This is a genomic window from Streptomyces sp. NPDC030296, from assembly GCF_055572815.1.
On record NZ_JBVICQ010000019.1, the window covers coordinates 71,774 to 87,967 of the forward strand.

A 16,194-nucleotide genomic window follows, 5' to 3' on the forward strand; every position below is an offset into this window, starting at 1 on the left:
GGGTGCCTTTCACGCTTGGCCGAAGGTCTGGCGCTGGCTGCCGAGCCTGTCGACGGAGAGTTCGACGATGTCGCCGGGGCGGAGGTAAGGAGTGCCGGGCAGACCGAGAGCCACGCCCGCGGGCGTACCCGTGTTGATCACGTCGCCCGGCTCCAGGACCATGTACTGACTCAGGTACGCCACGACGTGGTCGACCGGGAAGATCATGTCGCTGGTGTGACCGTCCTGCCGCTTCACGCCGTTGACGCTCAGGTGCAGCCCGAGGTCCTGCGGGTCGCCGACCTCATCGGCGGTGACCAGCCAGGGCCCGAGGGGATTGAAGGTCTCGCAGGACTTGCCGAGGTCCCACTGCGGGGAGTACTCCAGCTGGAACTCACGCTCCGAGACGTCATGGCTGATCGCGTACCCGGCGATGACGGCGTGCGCGGCCTCGGGGCCGTCCAGGTACCGGGCCCGGCGGCCGATGACGACCGCGAGCTCGACCTCCCAGTCCGTCTTCACCGAGCCCCGAGGGACGAGCACCTCGTCGTAGGGCCCGACCACGGTTACCGGGTCCTTCATGAACACCACCGGCCGCTCCGGGATCGCGGCACCGGTCTCGGCGGCGTGGTCCCGGTAGTTCAGACCGACGCAGACGATCTTTCCGGGGCGGGCGACGGGTGGACCGATCCGCAGGCCGTCAGCGTCCACAACGGGGAGGGCTCCTGCCGCGACCGCGGCGCGGGCACGGTCGATGCCGTCCGAGGCGAGGAACGCGCCGTCGACGTCGGAGGTCACGGAGGACAGGTCCAGCAGCCGGCCGTCGTCGGTGCGGACAGCGGGCCGCTCCTCGCCGGGGGCGCCGACTCGTAGCAGTTTCACTGGCGTTTCCCTTGCCATAGGGGGTTCAGGGAGGGAGTGACGGTCGGTCGTACGGGCCATTGCCGCCGGTAGCGCCCCGACCGGACCGTGCGGAGAGCCTCAGCGGCCCACCCCCTCAGTCATCGGATGAATGGCGGCATCGAGACTGTAGACGTAAGGAAACTCGCTGACAACGGATTCCTCGGATGTTTTTTCCCTGACCTGAGCGTTCACTCGGACATGACGGGGAGTTACACCCTGCTCGCCGCTGATGCGGGGGTGGCCACCGATGTTTCATCCGATGACTCCGTGCGAGCCAGATGGGGGAGACTCCGCTGGTGGCAGCCCTGGCCGTGTACCGCCGACCCTGGCCGGAGTGGGTGACAGCAGCCCGGCGGCGCCGTTCCGTCGGCGTGACGGCCCAGCGGACGCAGCGGCCGTTGCCGAATCGTGAGGCGCGGCCGCTCGGTGCAACCCGATCGACTGTCCTGGCATAGGCACAGGTCACAGCCTGGCTCACCAGTCCGTCTGACGCGTTCGTACGGGGCCGCTCGGCATGGTTTCGCCCTGCTGCCCAATTCAACGGCCACGTAGTCTTGTCAACTTCGGCAACCCCGTCGTAACGTCCTCGACGTCCGAGAGACATCGGAGGAATGGCCCGGGGGCCCCCGGCGCCCTTCCGAACCGTCGGATACAGCCTCTGGCCTGCGTCTTTCGGGCAGACTCTCCCTCCTTCCCGTCCCCCTCGGGCGCGGTCCCGCACTGCCTTGTGCCGGGCCACCCTCTGCCCGGCCCGCGGCCTCGCCCGTCCTCTCCGGCAGGCGAGTACGCCTCCCTCTCATCGCTGTCTCGCGGTCCTCCGCCCCGTCAAAGGAGACAACACGGCCATGAAGCTCACTCGCACCCGCTCCACTGCCACAGCCGCCACCGCCGTGCTCGCGGTCCTCGCCCTCGCCACCGCGTGCAACCGGAGCGGCTCGGAGTCGGGCGGCTCGGGCGGTGACAAGCCGGCCATCGGCATCGACCTTCCGCGTTCGGACTCCGACTTCTGGAACTCCTACGCGCAGTACCTGAAGAAGGGCATCAAGACGGACGGCGTCAACGCCCTGCCGATCAGCAACTCGCAGAACGACGTCACCAAGCTCGTCGCCAACGTCCAGGTCTTCGAGAACACCGGAGCGAAGGCCGTCGTCATGGCGCCCCAGGACACCGGCGCCATCGCCTCCACCCTCGACACCCTCGCGTCCAAGAAGATCCCCGTGGTCAGTGTCGACACCAGGCCCGACAAGGGTGAGGTCTACATGGTGGTCCGCGCCGACAACCGGGCGTACGGCACCAAGGCATGTGAGTTCCTCGGCAAGCAACTCGGCGGCAAGGGCAAGGTCGCCGAGCTGCAGGGCGCCCTGGACTCCATCAACGGACGCGACCGCTCCGAGGCGTTCGCCGAGTGCATGAAGACGAAGTTCCCCAAGATCAAGGTCTTCGAGCTGCCCACCGACTGGAAGGGCGACGTGGCCTCCGCCAAGCTCCAGTCGCTGCTCGCCCAGCACCCGGACCTGAACGGCATCTACATGCAGGCCGGCGGTGTCTTCCTCCAGCCCACCCTGGCACTGCTGGAACAGAAGAAGCTGCTCAAGCCGGCGGGCCAGAAGGGCCACATCAGCATCGTCTCCAACGACGGCATCCCGCAGGAGTTCGACGCCATCCGCAAGGGTCAGATCGACGCCACCGTCTCCCAGCCCGCCGACCTCTACGCCAAGTACGCCCTCTACTACGCCCAGGCCGCGGCCGAGGGCAAGACCTTCAAGCCGGGCAAGACCGACCACGACTCCACCATTGTCAAGATCCCGAACGGTTTGGAGGACCAGCTGCCCGCCCCGCTGGTGACCAAGGACAACGTGGACGACAAGTCCCTGTGGGGCAACAACGTCGGCTGACAACCGGCAGCCACCGGCCGCGTCAGCGCCGGGGGACCTCATTCCCCTCCCCCGGCCGCGGTCCCCCGACCCGGATCGGGCCGGCTCCTTGCTCCCGGTTCCCGATCCCCGGCCCCCACCATCCGTACCCGAAGGACGGTATCCACCATGGCGGACACCGCCACCAGCCCGGCGAGCGGCCCTGGAACCCGGGCCCCGGTCGCCGAGGCGACCGGCATCAGCAAACGATTCGGCGCCACCGTCGCCCTGCGCGACGCCCGCATCAGCATCGCCGAGGGCGAAGCGCACGCCCTGGTGGGCCGCAACGGCGCCGGCAAGTCGACGCTGGTGTCGATCCTCACCGGCCTCCAGCAGCCCGACACCGGTTCGCTGCACTTCTCCGGTGCGCCGGCGCCCGCCTACGGCGACATCGACGCCTGGCGCTCGAAGGTCGCCTGCGTCTACCAGCGGTCGACCGTCATCGGTGATCTGACCGTCGCCGAGAACCTCTTCCTGAACCGGCAGAGTCCCGGCGCGGTGCGTCCCATCCGCTGGAAGCAGCTCAGGCAGCGTGCGGAGGAACTCCTCGGCGAGTACGGCGTGGCCGTCGACCCCGCCGCACGGGCCAGGGACCTGACCGTCGAGCAGCGGCAGTTCGTGGAGATCGCCCGCGCGCTGTCCTTCGGTGCCCGTTTCATCATCCTGGACGAGCCGACCGCGAAGCTCGACGCCCGCGGCATCGGCCGCCTCTTCGACAAGCTCCGGGACCTGCAGGAGCAGGGTGTCGCCTTCCTCTTCATCTCCCACCACCTGCAGGAGGTCTACGACCTCTGCACCACCGTCACGGTCTACCGCGACGCCCGCCACATCCTGACCGCACCCGTGGCCGAACTGGGGCACCACTCCCTCGTGGAGGCCATGACCGGCGACGCGGCCACCGTCGCCGCAGGCCCCGCGAGCGCTTCCCCGGCCGCACCGGCCGACGGCACGGAGCTGCTGCGCATCGACGCCCTCACCCTGCCCGGCGCCTGCGAGGACGTCTCCCTGGCGGTCCGCTCCGGCGAGGTGGTCGGGCTCGCCGGAGCCACGGCCAGCGGCAATGTGCAGGTGGGCGAGACCGTCGCCGGTCTGCACCGTGCCAAGGACGGCCGGATCACCGTCGGCGGCAGAGTCGTGCGCACCGGCAGCGTGCCGTCCGCCCTGGCCGCCGGAGTGGGTTTCGTCCCCGAGGACCGCCATCTGCAGGGCCTGGTCAACAACCGGAGCGTGGCGGAGAACGCGACGCTCACCGTCACCGACCAGCTCGGCCCGTTCGGCACCGTCCTGCCCGCCCGGACCAGGGTCTTCGCCCAGCGCATGATCCGCGACCTCGACATCAAGACCCCGGCGGCCGCCACCCCGGTCTCCGCGCTCTCCGGCGGCAACCAGCAGAAGGTCGTCGTCGCCCGCGCCCTGGCCACCGACCCTCACGTCCTGGTGGCCATCCGTCCCACCAACGGCGTCGACGTCAAGTCCAAGGAGTTCCTGCTCGGCAGGATCCGGCGGGCCGCCGACGAGGGCAAGGCCGCCCTGATCGTCTCCGACGAACTGGACGACCTCAGAACCTGCGACCGCGTCGTGGTCATGTTCCACGGACGGGTGGTCGCCGAGTTCGACCGCGGCTGGAAGGACGAGCACCTCGTCGCCGCCATCGAGGGCGTCGCCGACACCAGCACTGCATCCGCCGCGTCCGCGGCGTCCGGCACTCACCAGCACGGAAGGTAGACATGTCCGCCACCACAGATGTCACGGAGCCCGCACCGAGCACAACGGAGCAGGCCGCGGCGGACACCGCCCGGCGCCGACTCGATCTCGGTCGTTTCCGTGAACTGTCCCTGGTCCCGGCCATCCTCGTGCTGGGTCTGATCGGTTTCATCGTCTCGCCGGCCTTCCTCACCGCCGACAACCTCATCGGTGTGGCGCAGCAGTCCACCGAACTGAGCCTGCTCGTCCTGGCCACCGCACTGATCCTCATCTGCGGGCGCATGGACCTGTCGCTGGAGTCGACCATCGGCGTTGCCCCGGTCATCGCCGTATGGCTCGTCCTGCCGACGACCGGTGGGCGGTTCACCGGGCTCGGGCTCTTCCCCGAGTGGACGGCGGTTCCGCTGTGCCTCCTGGTCGGCGTGGCGATCGGCGTCCTGAACGGCTTCCTCATCCTCAAGCTGCGCCTCAACGGGTTCATCGTCACCCTCGGCGGTCTGACCATGCTGCGCGGCCTCCAGGTCGCCCTCTCCGAGGGCCAGTCGATCGTGGAGCTACCGTCCTCGTTCACCTACCTGGGCAAGGCGTCCTGGCTCGGCGTACCTGCGGCCATCTGGATCTGCGCGGTGCTGTTCGCGGCGGGGGGCAGCGCGCTGGCCTGGCTGCGGCACGGCCGGGCGCTGTTCGCCATCGGCGGCAACGCGGAGGCGGCCCGCACCGCCGGCATCCGCGTCGACCGGATCGTGTGGGCCGTCCTCATCCTCGGCAGCCTGCTCGCCGCGTTCGCCGGCATCCTCTACAGCGGCCACTACGGCTCCATCTCCGCCACCCAGGGAAGCGGCTGGATCTTCCAGGTCTTCGCCGCGACCGTCATCGGCGGGGTGAGCCTGAACGGCGGAAAGGGCTCCGTGTTCGGCGCCCTCACGGGAGTCCTGACGCTCCAGCTCGTCGTCAACGTCATGACTCTGGCGGGCGTACCGGCGCTGTGGAACCAGTTCCTGAACGGCGCCATCATCATCGTCGCCCTGATCATCTCCCGCTTCGCCTCCGGCGAGAAGCAGGAGTAGCGGTCGCCCCCTCCGCCCCGGCCCCGTGCCGAGTGGCGGAGCGGCGCTCGTACGTCCCCCGCGCAGGAAGGCACGCACGTGGCACTCACCGACGAGGCGATGGACAAGATCAAGGCGATGATCGTCGCAGGCGAACTCGCGCCCGGCTCCCGCCTGCCCAAGGAGGAGATACTCGCCGCGCAGCTGGGCCTGTCCCGCAACTCGCTGCGCGAGGCCGTCCGCGCGCTCACCGCCATGCGCATCCTCACCGTGCGTCAAGGGGACGGCACCTATGTGTCCAGCCTGGAGCCCCATCTCCTCCTCGAGTCGCTCTCCTTCGCCTCGGACGTCTCCCAGGGACGGACCGCCCTGCAACTGCTCCAGGTGCGCAGACTCCTGGAGCCACAGGCGACCGGGCTGGCCGCCGCCCTGCTGACCTCCGAGGACCTGCAGGAACTCGGCGACATTCTGGAGCGGTCCAAGTCGGCCGCCACGGTCGAGGAGTTCATCGTCCACGACATCGCCTTCCACGTGAGGATCGTCGAAGCCGTCGGCAACCCGGTGCTGTCCATGCTGCTGCGCGTGCTGTCCACCCGCACCCAGCGGGTACGCATCGTCCGGGGCAGCCAGGCCCGGCGCACCGTGGACAACGCGCACCGAGACCACCAGCAGATCCTCGGCGCCCTGCAGGCACGCGACGCGCTGCTGGCCGCCTCGGCCGCGACGGTGCACATCACCGCCGTCGAACAGTGGCTGGCGGCCAGTCTGAGCGAGGCACCGGAGGAACCTCTCGCGGGCTGACCGCGCCCGTCCCCCGTGCTCCCGCCGCCGCCCGACGCCCCCTCCCATGCCGGCCGGGCGGCAGTCATGGGGACGTCGTACGTACGGGGGCGATACCGAAGTGGCACACCACTGCTCTGCCGAACAGCACTCCAGCCCTGACCCGTAACCATCGGGACGGCATGACCGGCCCAGGCGTGTACGAGCAGAGGTCGGTGCCCGAAGCGACGGCAGCCGGCGGTGCGGTTCCGGCGCCTCAGGAAGTGGCCCTGCTGTGAGGCGAGTGGGACGTTGTCCACGTCAGTGCAGGGGACGACCGTATCGCCGACAACGGTGCGTGACGCAGATCGATGTCGGCTCCGTCGGCGGTGCTGCCCTCGTCGACGGCGAGGCAGAGCCCGCTGTAGCGGTTGATGAGGACGTAGTAGCCGTCACCGGTGAGCGTGACGGCCCGGTGCTGCTGGGGGGCGTCCGCCCGGATGGGCCCCGCCTTCCACGTCGGCGACCTTGCCACTGTGCCGGGCGACGAGCCGGTAGACGGTGCCGTTGCCGTTGCCGTTGCCGTTGCCGTTGCCGTTGCCGGGCAGCGTGGTGGACACCCGTGCCGGTTTGGCGGTGCGGCCGCCGAGGCGCAGTCCGCTGACGTCGGCGTAACCGCCGGTGGCGACGGCGCCGACCACACCGTCCGGGGGCGCTCCGTCTCCCAGCCGGGTCGGCGCCAGGGCTCCGAGAAATCATCGGCAACCTTTTCGCCTCCCGCGGTCACTGAGTAGTGCACCACGTCTCGATCTTCCGAAACGGACAGTAATGAACACTCCAAGGCAGGCCGCGCGGCAGCGCAGACACAGACGCAGGCTCATCCTGGGCAGCACGGTGGCGCTGACCGCCGTGAGCGTTCTCGCCTACCTGCTCATGTGGTCCTCACCCGACCGCACCGAGGATGCGAAACCTGCCGCGGCTGCCCCCTTCGCCACCTCCCACAAGAAGGCCGCCACCGCCCCGGCCACCAAGACAAGCACCCCGAGCGCGATGGCGAGCCCGACCGGTTCCCCCAGCCCGAAGGCTTCCGCGACGACGACAGCGGCGCCGTCGCCCGAAGACGCCTCTCAGCCCCGGCGAGAGGCGTCGACCACGACCCCGTCAGCAGGACGGATCAAGCCCGGCGCTACCTATCGGGGCGTCGCCACCGCCTACAAGGCCGGCGTCGGAGACGGCGCCTGCCTGTTCGGCCCGAGCTCCGACCTCATGATCGCGGCCATGAACACCACCGACTACGAGACGTCCAAGGCATGCGGCGCGTACGTGCTCGTCCGGGCGGCCAACGGCAAGTCCGTCACTGTACGGATCACCAACGAATGCCCCTCGCCCTGCGCCCCCGGGCAGATCGACCTCAGTGAACAGGCCTTCGCCAAACTCGCCGACCTTAAGGTCGGCCGACTCCCCATCACCTGGAGCCTGATCAGCCCGAGCACGGTCGGCACGATCTCCATCAGGTACAAGACCGGGTCCAGCCAGTACTGGTGCGCCATCCAGGCGATCAACCACAGGAATCCGGTCACCGGGCTGGAGGTCCGCACCGCAGGCGGCTGGCGGAAACTGCCCCGCACCTCCTACAACTACTTCACCTCCGCCGACGGCAGCGGGTGCGGCGGTGCGATCAGACTCACCGACATCTACGGCGAACGGCTGACCATCACCGGACTCACGGTGCGGCCGAATGTCGTCCAACCTACTCAGGTCCAGTTCGCCCGGCACTGAGCCCACCGCCCGTCCGAAGCCACCGACGGTTTCCCTCGACGTCCTGAGGGCATGGGCGACGGCCGCGCACCGGCGGCCGGCCGTTGCCGACAGTGTGACGCACGCGCCGCACGGCGTAAGGGGCGGCTGCACAGCGTCGCTGTGCAGCCGCCCGCGTGACTGGGATGCGTCCCGGCTCAGGACACCAGCACGGGTTCCGAGGCGGGCTTTGGTTCCGAGGCGGGCTCGCTGGGCTTTGCTACGGCCTTCTGCAGACGTGTGCCCTCGACGTCCAGGTCGGGCAGGACACGGTCGAGCCAGGCGGGCAGCCACCAGGCGTGTCGTCCGGCGAGGGCGAGGACGGCAGGGACCAGGGTCATGCGGACGGCGAAGGCGTCGATGGCCACGCCGACGGCCAGCGCGAAGGCGATGGGCTTGATCAGGGCGTCGTCGAGGGGGAAGAACCCGGCGAACACGGTGAACATGATCAGGGCGGCCGCGGTGACGACCCGTACGCTGTGCCGCGCGCCGTCGATCACCGACCCGCGGGCCACGCCGGTGTGGACCCACTCCTCCCGCATCCCGGAGACGAGGAACACCTCGTAGTCCATGGCGAGTCCGAACAGCACGCCGACCAGGATGATCGGCAGGAAGCTGACGACGGGACCGGTGTGGTCCAGGCCGAAGGCGTCCGCCAGCCAGCCCCACTGGAACAGGGCGACGACCGTGCCGAGCGCGGCGCCGACCGACAGCAGGAATCCGACGGTGGCCTTGAGCGGGATCAGCAGCGAGCGGAACACCATGGTCAGCAGGATCAGGCTCAGCCCGACGACGATCGCCATGAACGGCAGCAGGGAGTCGCTGAGCCGGTTGGAGACGTCGATGTTGACGGCGGTGGTTCCGGTGACCGCGCCCCTCGCTCCGGTCGTCTCGCGGATGTCCGGGGCCGCGGCCCGTATGTCGCGGACGAGGCGGCCGGTGCGGGCACTGTCGGGACCGGTCTCGGGGATGACCTGGATGACGGTCTGCGCGGGATCGCGTGTGGGCACGGGGGGCAGCACCGCCTTGACACCCTTGACATTCCGCAGCTTGTGCGCGACCTGAGTGCCCGCCTGCTCACCGGGCCCGGTGCGGGTCTCGGTCAGCACCAGGAACGGGCCGTTGAAGCCGGGGCCGAACTTGTCGCCGACCACGTCGTACGCCTTCCGCTCGGTGGAACTCACCGGGGCCGAGCCGTTGTCCGGCAGGGCGAGACGCAGGTCCACCGCCGGGAGCGCGAGCGCCACCAGGATGCCGGCGACGGCCAGAACGGTCAGCAGGGGCTTGGCGACGACCGACTTCACCCAGCGGGTGCCCAAAGCGGCCCTTCCCGTGGATTCGCCGGAGTCGACGGCCCGCCGGGCCGCCTTGCTGCCGGCCTTGGGGGTCAGCCGGGCGCCGAGGAATCCGGCGAGAGCCGGAAGCAGCGTGATCGCGGCCAGGACGGCGATGAGAACGGCGCCGGCGGCGCCGAGGCCCATCGTGGTCAGGAACGGGATGCCGATGACACTGAGTGCACCGAGTACTGCACCTGCACGATCGCGGTGGTCCGGTCGGTCGAGACGGCGCCGGAGGTGGTCGGACCTATGACGGCGATGACCTGGGGCACCTTCGCGGCCGCCGCCTCGGCTCCGGCGATGGCCGCCGTATGGGGGGCCTCGGTGACGCGGTGGCCCTCGGGGGCGGTGAAGACGATCTGGGCAGCCGCTCCGGAGGCCTCGGGCAGCGTCCTGCCGAGCGTGTCCAGAGCCCGCTGCGAGTCGGTCCCCGGCACGGTGAAGCGGTCGTCGAGCTTGCCGCCGAAGACACCGACGCAGGTGATGAGCGCGGCCAGGACCACGAGCCAGATGCCGAGCACCAGCTTGCGGTGGCGGTAGGCACTTCGGCCCAGCCGGTGGAGCAGGACAGCCATGACGACCTCCCAAAGTCGGTGGAGGGATTCCCGGACGCCTCGACACGGACGCCGGACGAGCAGTGGGCGGCTCGGCTCCGGCAGCCGAGCGGTTGGGGACATGGAGGGCGGTGCAGCGCCGCACGTCGACTCGGATCGATCCGCGCGATCGACTTTATTACTCGCTCAAGTCGACTGCCCAAGTCACTTGCGTGACATGGTTCCCGCCGTCGTGATCGGTGCGGGGCCGGCCGGTCCGGCGGCGGCGCGGGAGGGCGTCGCGGCGGGCAGGTCCATGGCCGCCCTGGAGGCCTGCGACCGGGGGACAGCATCAAGGAGCCGGGTAATGCGCCGGTGTCCACACCTTCGCGGCCAACTCGACGACCTGACCCGTTCGGACAACTCGACCACCGGCCGCCGAGGCCCTCTTGAGCGCCTGTTTTGTATTACCGAGTCGCGCAGGCCACATTCGGGGACGCGAGCGTCGAGGACACGATCGCCCCGCTCCCCGAGGCACGGTGGCCCACCGGGGCGGGAACAGCCCCGCCACGCACCGGCTGTTCACAGAGCTGACGACGTCCACGCCCGCCAACTGACACGGCAAGATCCTTCGGACGGCCCGACTGACCGGCTCCATCGGGTTCATGAGCTGGACGACGTCAGGGCTTCGTGCGCCGTGGTTTCGGAGTTGAGTCGTCCGGACCGAAAGGGTTCGACCCGTTGCGGCATCTCACCGAATCCGGTCGCCGTCAGTGTCCGCCGGAGGCCGGGCAGCACGGACACGCGGTCAGCAAGCGGAGCGTCCACCTCGACGCGGACGGTGTCGCCCAGGTGGCGGACCCTGAGATCGCCCTCGTGATTCCGTGCGCGGCCGGAAGCGCGCGCAACGCGGACTCGACGCGAACGAAGCGGGCCGGGCGGGGCGGGGTGGCCTGGATGCCGTAGCGGTCCCGCTCACGCCCGGACCCCCTTGAAGCAGGGAATGGTCTGACGGGCCCGCCAGCAGGACGCACACCCTGGATCCGGGGCCCGCGGCGGCGAGTGTCTCGGGGACAGTGGCGGAGATGCCGCCGGTTAGTTTCAGGTTCGCGGGAAGTGCGGCTCGACGAAGCCGGTGGTGATCCGGACGTCCGCCTCGGCCCACGCACGGTTGAGCAACACCGGCACGTCGTCGCCGTACCTGCCCATCCAGGTCAGCTGTCCCGGATCGCGGGCGTCATGGTCGACGATCCGCACGCGGTCCACGGTCTCGCCGCCGCGCATCTGGCGCAGCTCGGCCTCGCTGTTGCCGCGGTGGGTGCCTGTGGCGACCAGGATGATCACTTAAATGGGTGGCCCGGCGACAGAAGTTGTGCAGCGCCGAGCGCAGTACGGCCGTCTGGTCCGCGGCTGCCTCAGTGGGCCGGCATGAGAACGGTCGCCGCGCGCGCCCGTGGGCGAAACGCACTTTCACAGGTCCTCCCTCCTCAGTCGGTAGGCGCGAGTCGCCGTACCGCCGAAGACCTCGGAGCACTCGGCTTCGGTGAGGCCCACGGTCAGCTCCTCGGCGGCGGCAACGACCTGGTCGTACGAGGCTGCCAGCAGGCACACCGGCCAGTCCGAGCCGAACATCACCCGCTCCGGTCCGAAGGCGTCCAGCACCACGTCGGCGTAGGGCCGCAGCGTGGAGGCGCTCCAGTGGTCCCACTCGGCCTCGGTGACCATGCCGGACAGCTTGCAGAACACGTTGGGCTGCGCCGCCAGCTCACGGATCAGTGACGCCCACGGCTGGAGTTCCCCCCGGGCGATGGGGGGTTTGGACAGGTGATCGAGGACGAACGTCAGTTCCGGCAGCGCTCGTGCGGTGGCGATGGCGGCGGGCAGTTGGTGCGGGAGGGTGAGCAGGTCGTAGGTGAGGCCCGCGGTCGCGACCACGTGCAGGCCCCGGTGTACGTCGGGTCGGGTCAACCAGTCGGGATCCGGTTCGCTCTGGACCAGGTGGCGCAGTCCCACCAGGAGTTCGCCGCCGGGCGCTGTCCGCAGCGCGGACAGCGTGTGGGAGAGGCGGTTGGAGGTCAGGTCGGCCCAGCCGACGACCCCTGCCACCAGACCGGTCCTCGCGGCCAGGGTCAGGAACTCCGCGCTCTCGTCGGTCTCCGGCAGGACCTGGACCAGGATCGTGCGGTCGATCCCCACCGCCGCGGCCTCCCGTGCCAAATCCTCCAGGGTGAAGTCCCGCCGTAGCGGGGCCATGTCCGGCTTGTCGAGCCAGTGGTGCGCGCGGCGGCGCGGGCCGGTGTCCGCCACCGTGCGAGAGGCGGACACCGGCCGCCAGATGTGATGATGTGCGTCGATCCTGGTCATGGTCTCTCCGGTTGGAGGTCGTGCGATCCGATGCGGACAGTGACGCCACGACCGGATCTTCGGAGGCTCAGCGCAGACCCGTGCATAATCCCAGCTCTGCGCGCTGGGTGGTGGTTGCCGATCACCGACGCCCCGAAGCCCACCTCGATGAGGGCACGGACGTGTTCCGGATCTTCCGCTGGTGCAAGACGTGCTCCTGGGATCCGTGGGCGGGGCGCCGGTCAGCGTCTGACGTGGGCCGACCCGCCCCCAATGAGCGCCTCGACCTCGGCGAGCGAGGCCATAAAGACGTCTCCGGGCGTGGTCATGGTGAGCGCGCCGTGGGCGGTGCCGTAGACCAGGGCGCGCTCCAGGCCGGCTCACGGCATCTCCGGACTACCTCGATGAGTGTGCGGAAGGTGACCTCCGCGCACCGGGCGCCGCCCGCGGCGAGCGCGTCGGCCAGCGGGCCGGCGGTGGCCGGGTGGGCCACGGCCGGCACCGGCATGATCCGGGCGCCGGCCAGCACGGAGGTCAGGTCGGCGCCGCTCATCGGCCCAGCCACCCACCGTCGACCGGAAGGATCGTGCCATGAACGTACGCTGCCGCGTCCGAGGCCAGGAACACGGTGGCGCCCGCGAGGTCGTCGGCGCTGCCCCAGCGGCCTGCCGGGATGCGGTCCAGGATCGCCCTGCTGCGCACCGGGTCGTCAACATCCTTCTCCACCGCACTGCCGGACTCCTCCAGCGAGGCGCTCACGCCGATGACGTCGGCCCCGGCCTCGGCGAGCGCGCGGGCCATGGCCCGGCCGATCCCGCGCCGGGCGCCGGTGACGACGGCGAGCTTTCCGGTGAGGTCGAAGGCGGTCATACGGCGGCTCCCTGAGCGTCGTCGGTGCAGTCCACGAGGATCTTCATCACGTCGCCGCCGCCCTCCAGGGCCTCGAAGGCGGCGGGCGCCCGCGTGAGCGGCACGACCTTGCTGATCAGCCGGTCGGCCGGGATGGTGCCGTCGGCAACCAGGGTCACCGCCGTCTCGAAGTCGGAGCGGTCGTACAAACGGGCGCCCACGAGTGTCAGTTCGCGCCAGAAGAAGCGATGCAGGTTCACCTCACGGGGGCGGGAGTGGATGGCCACAAGACACAGGCGGCCCCGCACGCCCAGCACGTCGACCGCCGTGTCGACGCCGGCCGCCGCGCCGGACACCTCGAAGGCGACGTCCGCGCCCGCGTCCCCGGTCCACTGCTCCACGAGCCGCGGCACGTCGACGTCGGCCGGGTTCCACGCCGTCAGTCCCAACTCCTCGGCGAGCAGCCGCCGGTGGGCGCTCAGCTCCACCACCCGGACCTCGGCGCCCGCGGCTCGCGCGACCAGCGCGATGAGGATGCCCACGGGGCCGCCGCCGACCACGACCACCTGCTCGCCCTCGGCGACCCGGGCCCGGCCCACGTCGTGCACGGCGACCGCCGTCGGCTCGACGAGCGCGGCACGGTCCAGGGGAAGGGAGTCGGGCAGCCGGATGAGCGTCGAGGCGGGCACGGTCCAGCGCTGCTGCATCGCGCCCGGAGAGTCGATGCCGATGAAGTCCAGGTGCTGGCAGATGTGCTGGTGGCCGTTGCGGCAGGCGGGGCAGGTGTCGTCCCAGCGCAGCGGCATCACGGTGACCGCGTCGCCCGGCTGCCAGCCCTCGACGCCCGGGCCGACGCGCAGGACGCGGCCGGCCATCTCGTGTCCCAGGACGGCGGGCGCGGCCACCCGGGCGTCCATGTCGCCGTGGAAGATGTGCAGGTCGGTGCCGCAGATGCCGACGTACGCGGGAGCCACCTCCACCTCACCCGGTCCGGGAGAGGAAGGCCCCGCGGCAGCCGTGTCGAGGGTGCGGGCGGAGATGTAACGGACGGCGAGTGTCATCGTGTCGTCAGGGTCCCTTCAGCGCGGACGCCGATGGTGTCCTCGTCCTTCTTGTCAGGGCGGTCTGTGAAAGGTGGTCGCCGTAGTGGAGAGCGCTGCCTGGCGCTCGCCGGCGAACAGTCGGCCGACACTTCGCGGGTGTGCGGCCCGTCTCCGGGACCATCTGCGTGCGGTGCACAGTCGGGGACCAGGCCGGCGCTCACCGGCCTCCGCGAAGCGAGGAGCGGGCGCGACCGCCGGAGGGCGTCGACGCCGCAGAGGCGTCGGCTGGGCGCGTGACAGGACTCGCCCCGCCGGTGAGGAGACGGCCCGAGTCCCGCGCATGAAGGGCGTCGACCAGGGGCGTCAGACACGGGGGCGTCAGACACGGGTGGTCCAGACGGGGCCGTCGGGGTAGGTGTACTCCTTGAGGGAGGCGGGGTGCATCTGTGCGCTCAGTCCGGGCAGGGTCGGCGCCAGGTAGTGGCCGTCGGCGATGCGGACCGGGTCGACGAAGTGCTCGTGCAGGTGGTCGACGTACTCGATGACCCGGTCCTCGGTGGTGCCGGAGACGGCGACGTAGTCGAACATCGACAGGTGCTGGACCATCTCGCACAGGCCCACCCCGCCCGCGTGGGGGCAGACCGGCACGCCGAACTTCGCGGCGAGCAGGAGGATCGCGATGTTCTCGTTGACGCCGCCGACCCTGGCGGAGTCGATCTGCACGATGTCCACCGCCCCGGCCTGCATCAGCTGCTTGAAGACGACCCGGTTGGCGATGTGCTCGCCGGTGGCGACCTTGATGGGGGCCACGGCCCTGCGGACGGCGGCGTGACCGAGGATGTCGTCGGGGGACGTGGGCTCCTCGATCCAATAGGGCTCGTAAGGGGCCAGGGCGCTCATCCAGTCGATCGCGGGCTGCACGTCCCACCGCTGGTTGGCGTCCACCGCGATGCGGATGCCGTCGCCGACCGTCTCACGGGCGGTGCGCATGCGCCGCACGTCGTCCTCCAAATCCGCGCCGACCTTCAGCTTGATCTGGGTGAAACCGTCGGCAACGGCCTCGCGGGCCAGGCGGGCCAGCTTCTCGTCCGAGTAGCCGAGCCAGCCGGGGGTGGTGGTGTAGGCGGGGTAACCGCCCTCCAGCAGACGGTTGACGCGTTCGCCACGGCCCGGTTCGGCGCGCTTGAGAATGTCCAGGGCCTCCTCGGGGGTGAGGGCGTCGCTGAGCCAGCGGAAGTCGACCTGAGCGACCAGGTCTTCGGGCGACATTTCACCGAGGAAGCGCCACACGGGCTTGTCGGCGCGCTTGGCGGCGAGGTCCCAGGCGGCGTTGACGACCGCGCCGGTGGCCATGTGGATGGCGCCCTTCTCCGGTCCCAGCCAACGCAGTTGCGGATCGTGGACGAGAGAGCGGGAGAAGGCGCCGAGGTCGGCGCAGACCTCCTCGACCGAGAGTCCCACCACGTGCGGGGCCAGGGCCGCGATGGCGGCGGCCTGAACGTCGTTGCCGCGTCCGGTGGTGAAGGCCAGGGCGTGGCCCTCGAGTCCGTCGCCGGCGTCGGTGCGCAGGACGACGTACGCGGCGGAGTAGTCGGGTTCGGGGTTCATCGCGTCCGACCCGTCCAGGTGCTCGGAGGTCGGGAAGCGCACGTCCAGGACGTCCAGGGCGGTGATACGGGCAGGGGTCGGGGGTGCCGGGGAAGCGGACGGGGCGGATGGCATGGCGCAACTCCAGTGCGGGCAGGGGCGATGCGGCCTCTGACGACGAGATGTGGGCGGCGGAGGAGGCCGGTTGGCCCGTCGCGATGCGCGAGATGGCCTGGGGAACACCACCCACTAAAGATAGGATGTATTTATAAAGCCTCACACGCCCTGCCGTCCAGAGTGCAAGGAAGGGAGCAGGTCGAATCGTTTTCCGTCGAGCAAGCCACGACGCGCTCCCGCAAGAAGCATCCGACCAATCCCCGCTACTCCGTAGCGCGAACTCG

General features: G+C 70.2%; 14 protein-coding genes and 2 pseudogenes. 5 read left to right on the top strand and 11 right to left on the bottom strand.

Annotated features, from left to right (window positions below):
* Window positions 1-9: 9 nt before the first annotated feature.
* Entirely contained in the window at window positions 10-861 is an 852-nt protein-coding gene (locus ACZ4Z3_RS37445) for a fumarylacetoacetate hydrolase family protein (RefSeq protein ID WP_468505244.1), read from the bottom strand.
* 866 nt (window positions 862-1,727) lie between these two features.
* On the opposite strand from ACZ4Z3_RS37445, the gene ACZ4Z3_RS37450 reads away from it, so the two are divergent.
* The 4 genes from ACZ4Z3_RS37450 (at window position 1,728) to ACZ4Z3_RS37465 (ending at window position 6,346) form a co-directional block, all read left to right on the top strand.
* A complete protein-coding gene (locus ACZ4Z3_RS37450) occupies window positions 1,728-2,777 on the top strand; it encodes a sugar ABC transporter substrate-binding protein (RefSeq protein ID WP_468095370.1) in 1,050 nt (349 codons plus the stop codon).
* A gap of 147 nt (window positions 2,778-2,924) precedes the next feature.
* Window positions 2,925-4,520: a sugar ABC transporter ATP-binding protein gene (locus ACZ4Z3_RS37455; RefSeq protein ID WP_468505245.1), complete on the top strand. Its 1,596-nt coding sequence runs from the start codon at window positions 2,925-2,927 to the stop codon at window positions 4,518-4,520.
* A gap of 2 nt (window positions 4,521-4,522) precedes the next feature.
* Window positions 4,523-5,566 carry an ABC transporter permease gene (locus tag ACZ4Z3_RS37460; protein WP_468505246.1) on the top strand — a complete coding sequence of 348 codons (1,044 nt, stop codon included), beginning with the start codon at window positions 4,523-4,525 and terminating at the stop codon, window positions 5,564-5,566.
* 78 nt (window positions 5,567-5,644) lie between these two features.
* Window positions 5,645-6,346, top strand: coding sequence for a FadR/GntR family transcriptional regulator (locus ACZ4Z3_RS37465; RefSeq protein ID WP_468095364.1), 702 nt, complete (start codon window positions 5,645-5,647; stop codon window positions 6,344-6,346).
* Between the two features lie 235 nt (window positions 6,347-6,581).
* On the opposite strand, the gene ACZ4Z3_RS37470 is transcribed toward ACZ4Z3_RS37465, so the two are convergent.
* Window positions 6,582-6,839, bottom strand: coding sequence for an RICIN domain-containing protein (locus ACZ4Z3_RS37470; RefSeq protein WP_468505247.1), 258 nt, complete (start codon window positions 6,837-6,839; stop codon window positions 6,582-6,584).
* Window positions 6,757-7,005 (bottom strand): hypothetical protein, encoded by a 249-nt coding sequence (locus tag ACZ4Z3_RS37475; RefSeq protein WP_468505248.1) that lies wholly within the window; start codon window positions 7,003-7,005, stop codon window positions 6,757-6,759. Before ACZ4Z3_RS37475 ends, ACZ4Z3_RS37470 begins: the two co-directional genes overlap by 83 nt.
* Before the next feature lie 127 nt (window positions 7,006-7,132).
* Between ACZ4Z3_RS37475 and ACZ4Z3_RS37480 the strand changes: the two genes are divergently transcribed.
* Complete coding sequence (locus ACZ4Z3_RS37480; protein WP_468505249.1) at window positions 7,133-8,083, top strand: expansin EXLX1 family cellulose-binding protein; 951 nt, start codon at window positions 7,133-7,135, stop codon at window positions 8,081-8,083.
* Between the two features lie 176 nt (window positions 8,084-8,259).
* Here the strand turns inward: ACZ4Z3_RS37480 and ACZ4Z3_RS37485 are convergent.
* From ACZ4Z3_RS37485 to ACZ4Z3_RS37520, 8 genes and pseudogenes are all read right to left on the bottom strand, one after another.
* Window positions 8,260-10,013: pseudogene (locus ACZ4Z3_RS37485) on the bottom strand (MMPL family transporter).
* 1,059 nt (window positions 10,014-11,072) lie between these two features.
* Entirely contained in the window at window positions 11,073-11,315 is a 243-nt protein-coding gene (locus tag ACZ4Z3_RS37490) for a lactate racemase domain-containing protein (protein WP_468505250.1), read from the bottom strand.
* Between the two features lie 126 nt (window positions 11,316-11,441).
* Window positions 11,442-12,335: an amidohydrolase family protein gene (locus tag ACZ4Z3_RS37495; RefSeq protein ID WP_468505251.1), complete on the bottom strand. Its 894-nt coding sequence runs from the start codon at window positions 12,333-12,335 to the stop codon at window positions 11,442-11,444.
* Between the two features lie 221 nt (window positions 12,336-12,556).
* A pseudogene (locus tag ACZ4Z3_RS37500) lies at window positions 12,557-12,691 on the bottom strand (sugar kinase); the annotation flags it as partial.
* On the bottom strand, window positions 12,640-12,867 hold the full coding sequence (locus tag ACZ4Z3_RS37505) for a hypothetical protein (RefSeq protein ID WP_468505252.1): 228 nt from the start codon (window positions 12,865-12,867) through the stop codon (window positions 12,640-12,642). The gene ACZ4Z3_RS37505 and the pseudogene ACZ4Z3_RS37500, both read right to left, overlap by 52 nt.
* Window positions 12,864-13,184 carry an SDR family oxidoreductase gene (locus ACZ4Z3_RS37510; RefSeq protein ID WP_468505253.1) on the bottom strand — a complete coding sequence of 107 codons (321 nt, stop codon included), beginning with the start codon at window positions 13,182-13,184 and terminating at the stop codon, window positions 12,864-12,866. The genes ACZ4Z3_RS37505 and ACZ4Z3_RS37510 overlap by 4 nt, the downstream gene beginning before the upstream one ends.
* Entirely contained in the window at window positions 13,181-14,224 is a 1,044-nt protein-coding gene (locus ACZ4Z3_RS37515) for a zinc-dependent alcohol dehydrogenase (RefSeq protein WP_468505254.1), read from the bottom strand. Before ACZ4Z3_RS37515 ends, ACZ4Z3_RS37510 begins: the two co-directional genes overlap by 4 nt.
* Before the next feature lie 360 nt (window positions 14,225-14,584).
* Complete coding sequence (locus tag ACZ4Z3_RS37520) at window positions 14,585-15,928, bottom strand: enolase C-terminal domain-like protein (RefSeq protein ID WP_468505255.1); 1,344 nt, start codon at window positions 15,926-15,928, stop codon at window positions 14,585-14,587.
* Window positions 15,929-16,194 lie beyond the last annotated feature (266 nt).

Bases quoted from the DNA above. Each gene is read 5' to 3' on its own strand.
- ACZ4Z3_RS37450 (WP_468095370.1), top strand. From the start codon at position 1,728: ATGAAGCTCACTCGCACCCGCTCCACTGCCACAGCCGCCACCGCCGTG.
- ACZ4Z3_RS37460 (WP_468505246.1), top strand. From the start codon at position 4,523: ATGTCCGCCACCACAGATGTCACGGAGCCCGCACCGAGCACAACGGAG.
- ACZ4Z3_RS37505 (WP_468505252.1), bottom strand. From the start codon at position 12,867: ATGAGCGGCGCCGACCTGACCTCCGTGCTGGCCGGCGCCCGGATCATG.
- ACZ4Z3_RS37495 (WP_468505251.1), bottom strand. From the start codon at position 12,335: ATGACCAGGATCGACGCACATCATCACATCTGGCGGCCGGTGTCCGCC.
- ACZ4Z3_RS37515 (WP_468505254.1), bottom strand. From the start codon at position 14,224: ATGACACTCGCCGTCCGTTACATCTCCGCCCGCACCCTCGACACGGCT.
- ACZ4Z3_RS37520 (WP_468505255.1), bottom strand. From the start codon at position 15,928: ATGCCATCCGCCCCGTCCGCTTCCCCGGCACCCCCGACCCCTGCCCGT.
- ACZ4Z3_RS37510 (WP_468505253.1), bottom strand. From the start codon at position 13,184: ATGACCGCCTTCGACCTCACCGGAAAGCTCGCCGTCGTCACCGGCGCC.
- ACZ4Z3_RS37455 (WP_468505245.1), top strand. From the start codon at position 2,925: ATGGCGGACACCGCCACCAGCCCGGCGAGCGGCCCTGGAACCCGGGCC.
- ACZ4Z3_RS37480 (WP_468505249.1), top strand. From the start codon at position 7,133: ATGAACACTCCAAGGCAGGCCGCGCGGCAGCGCAGACACAGACGCAGG.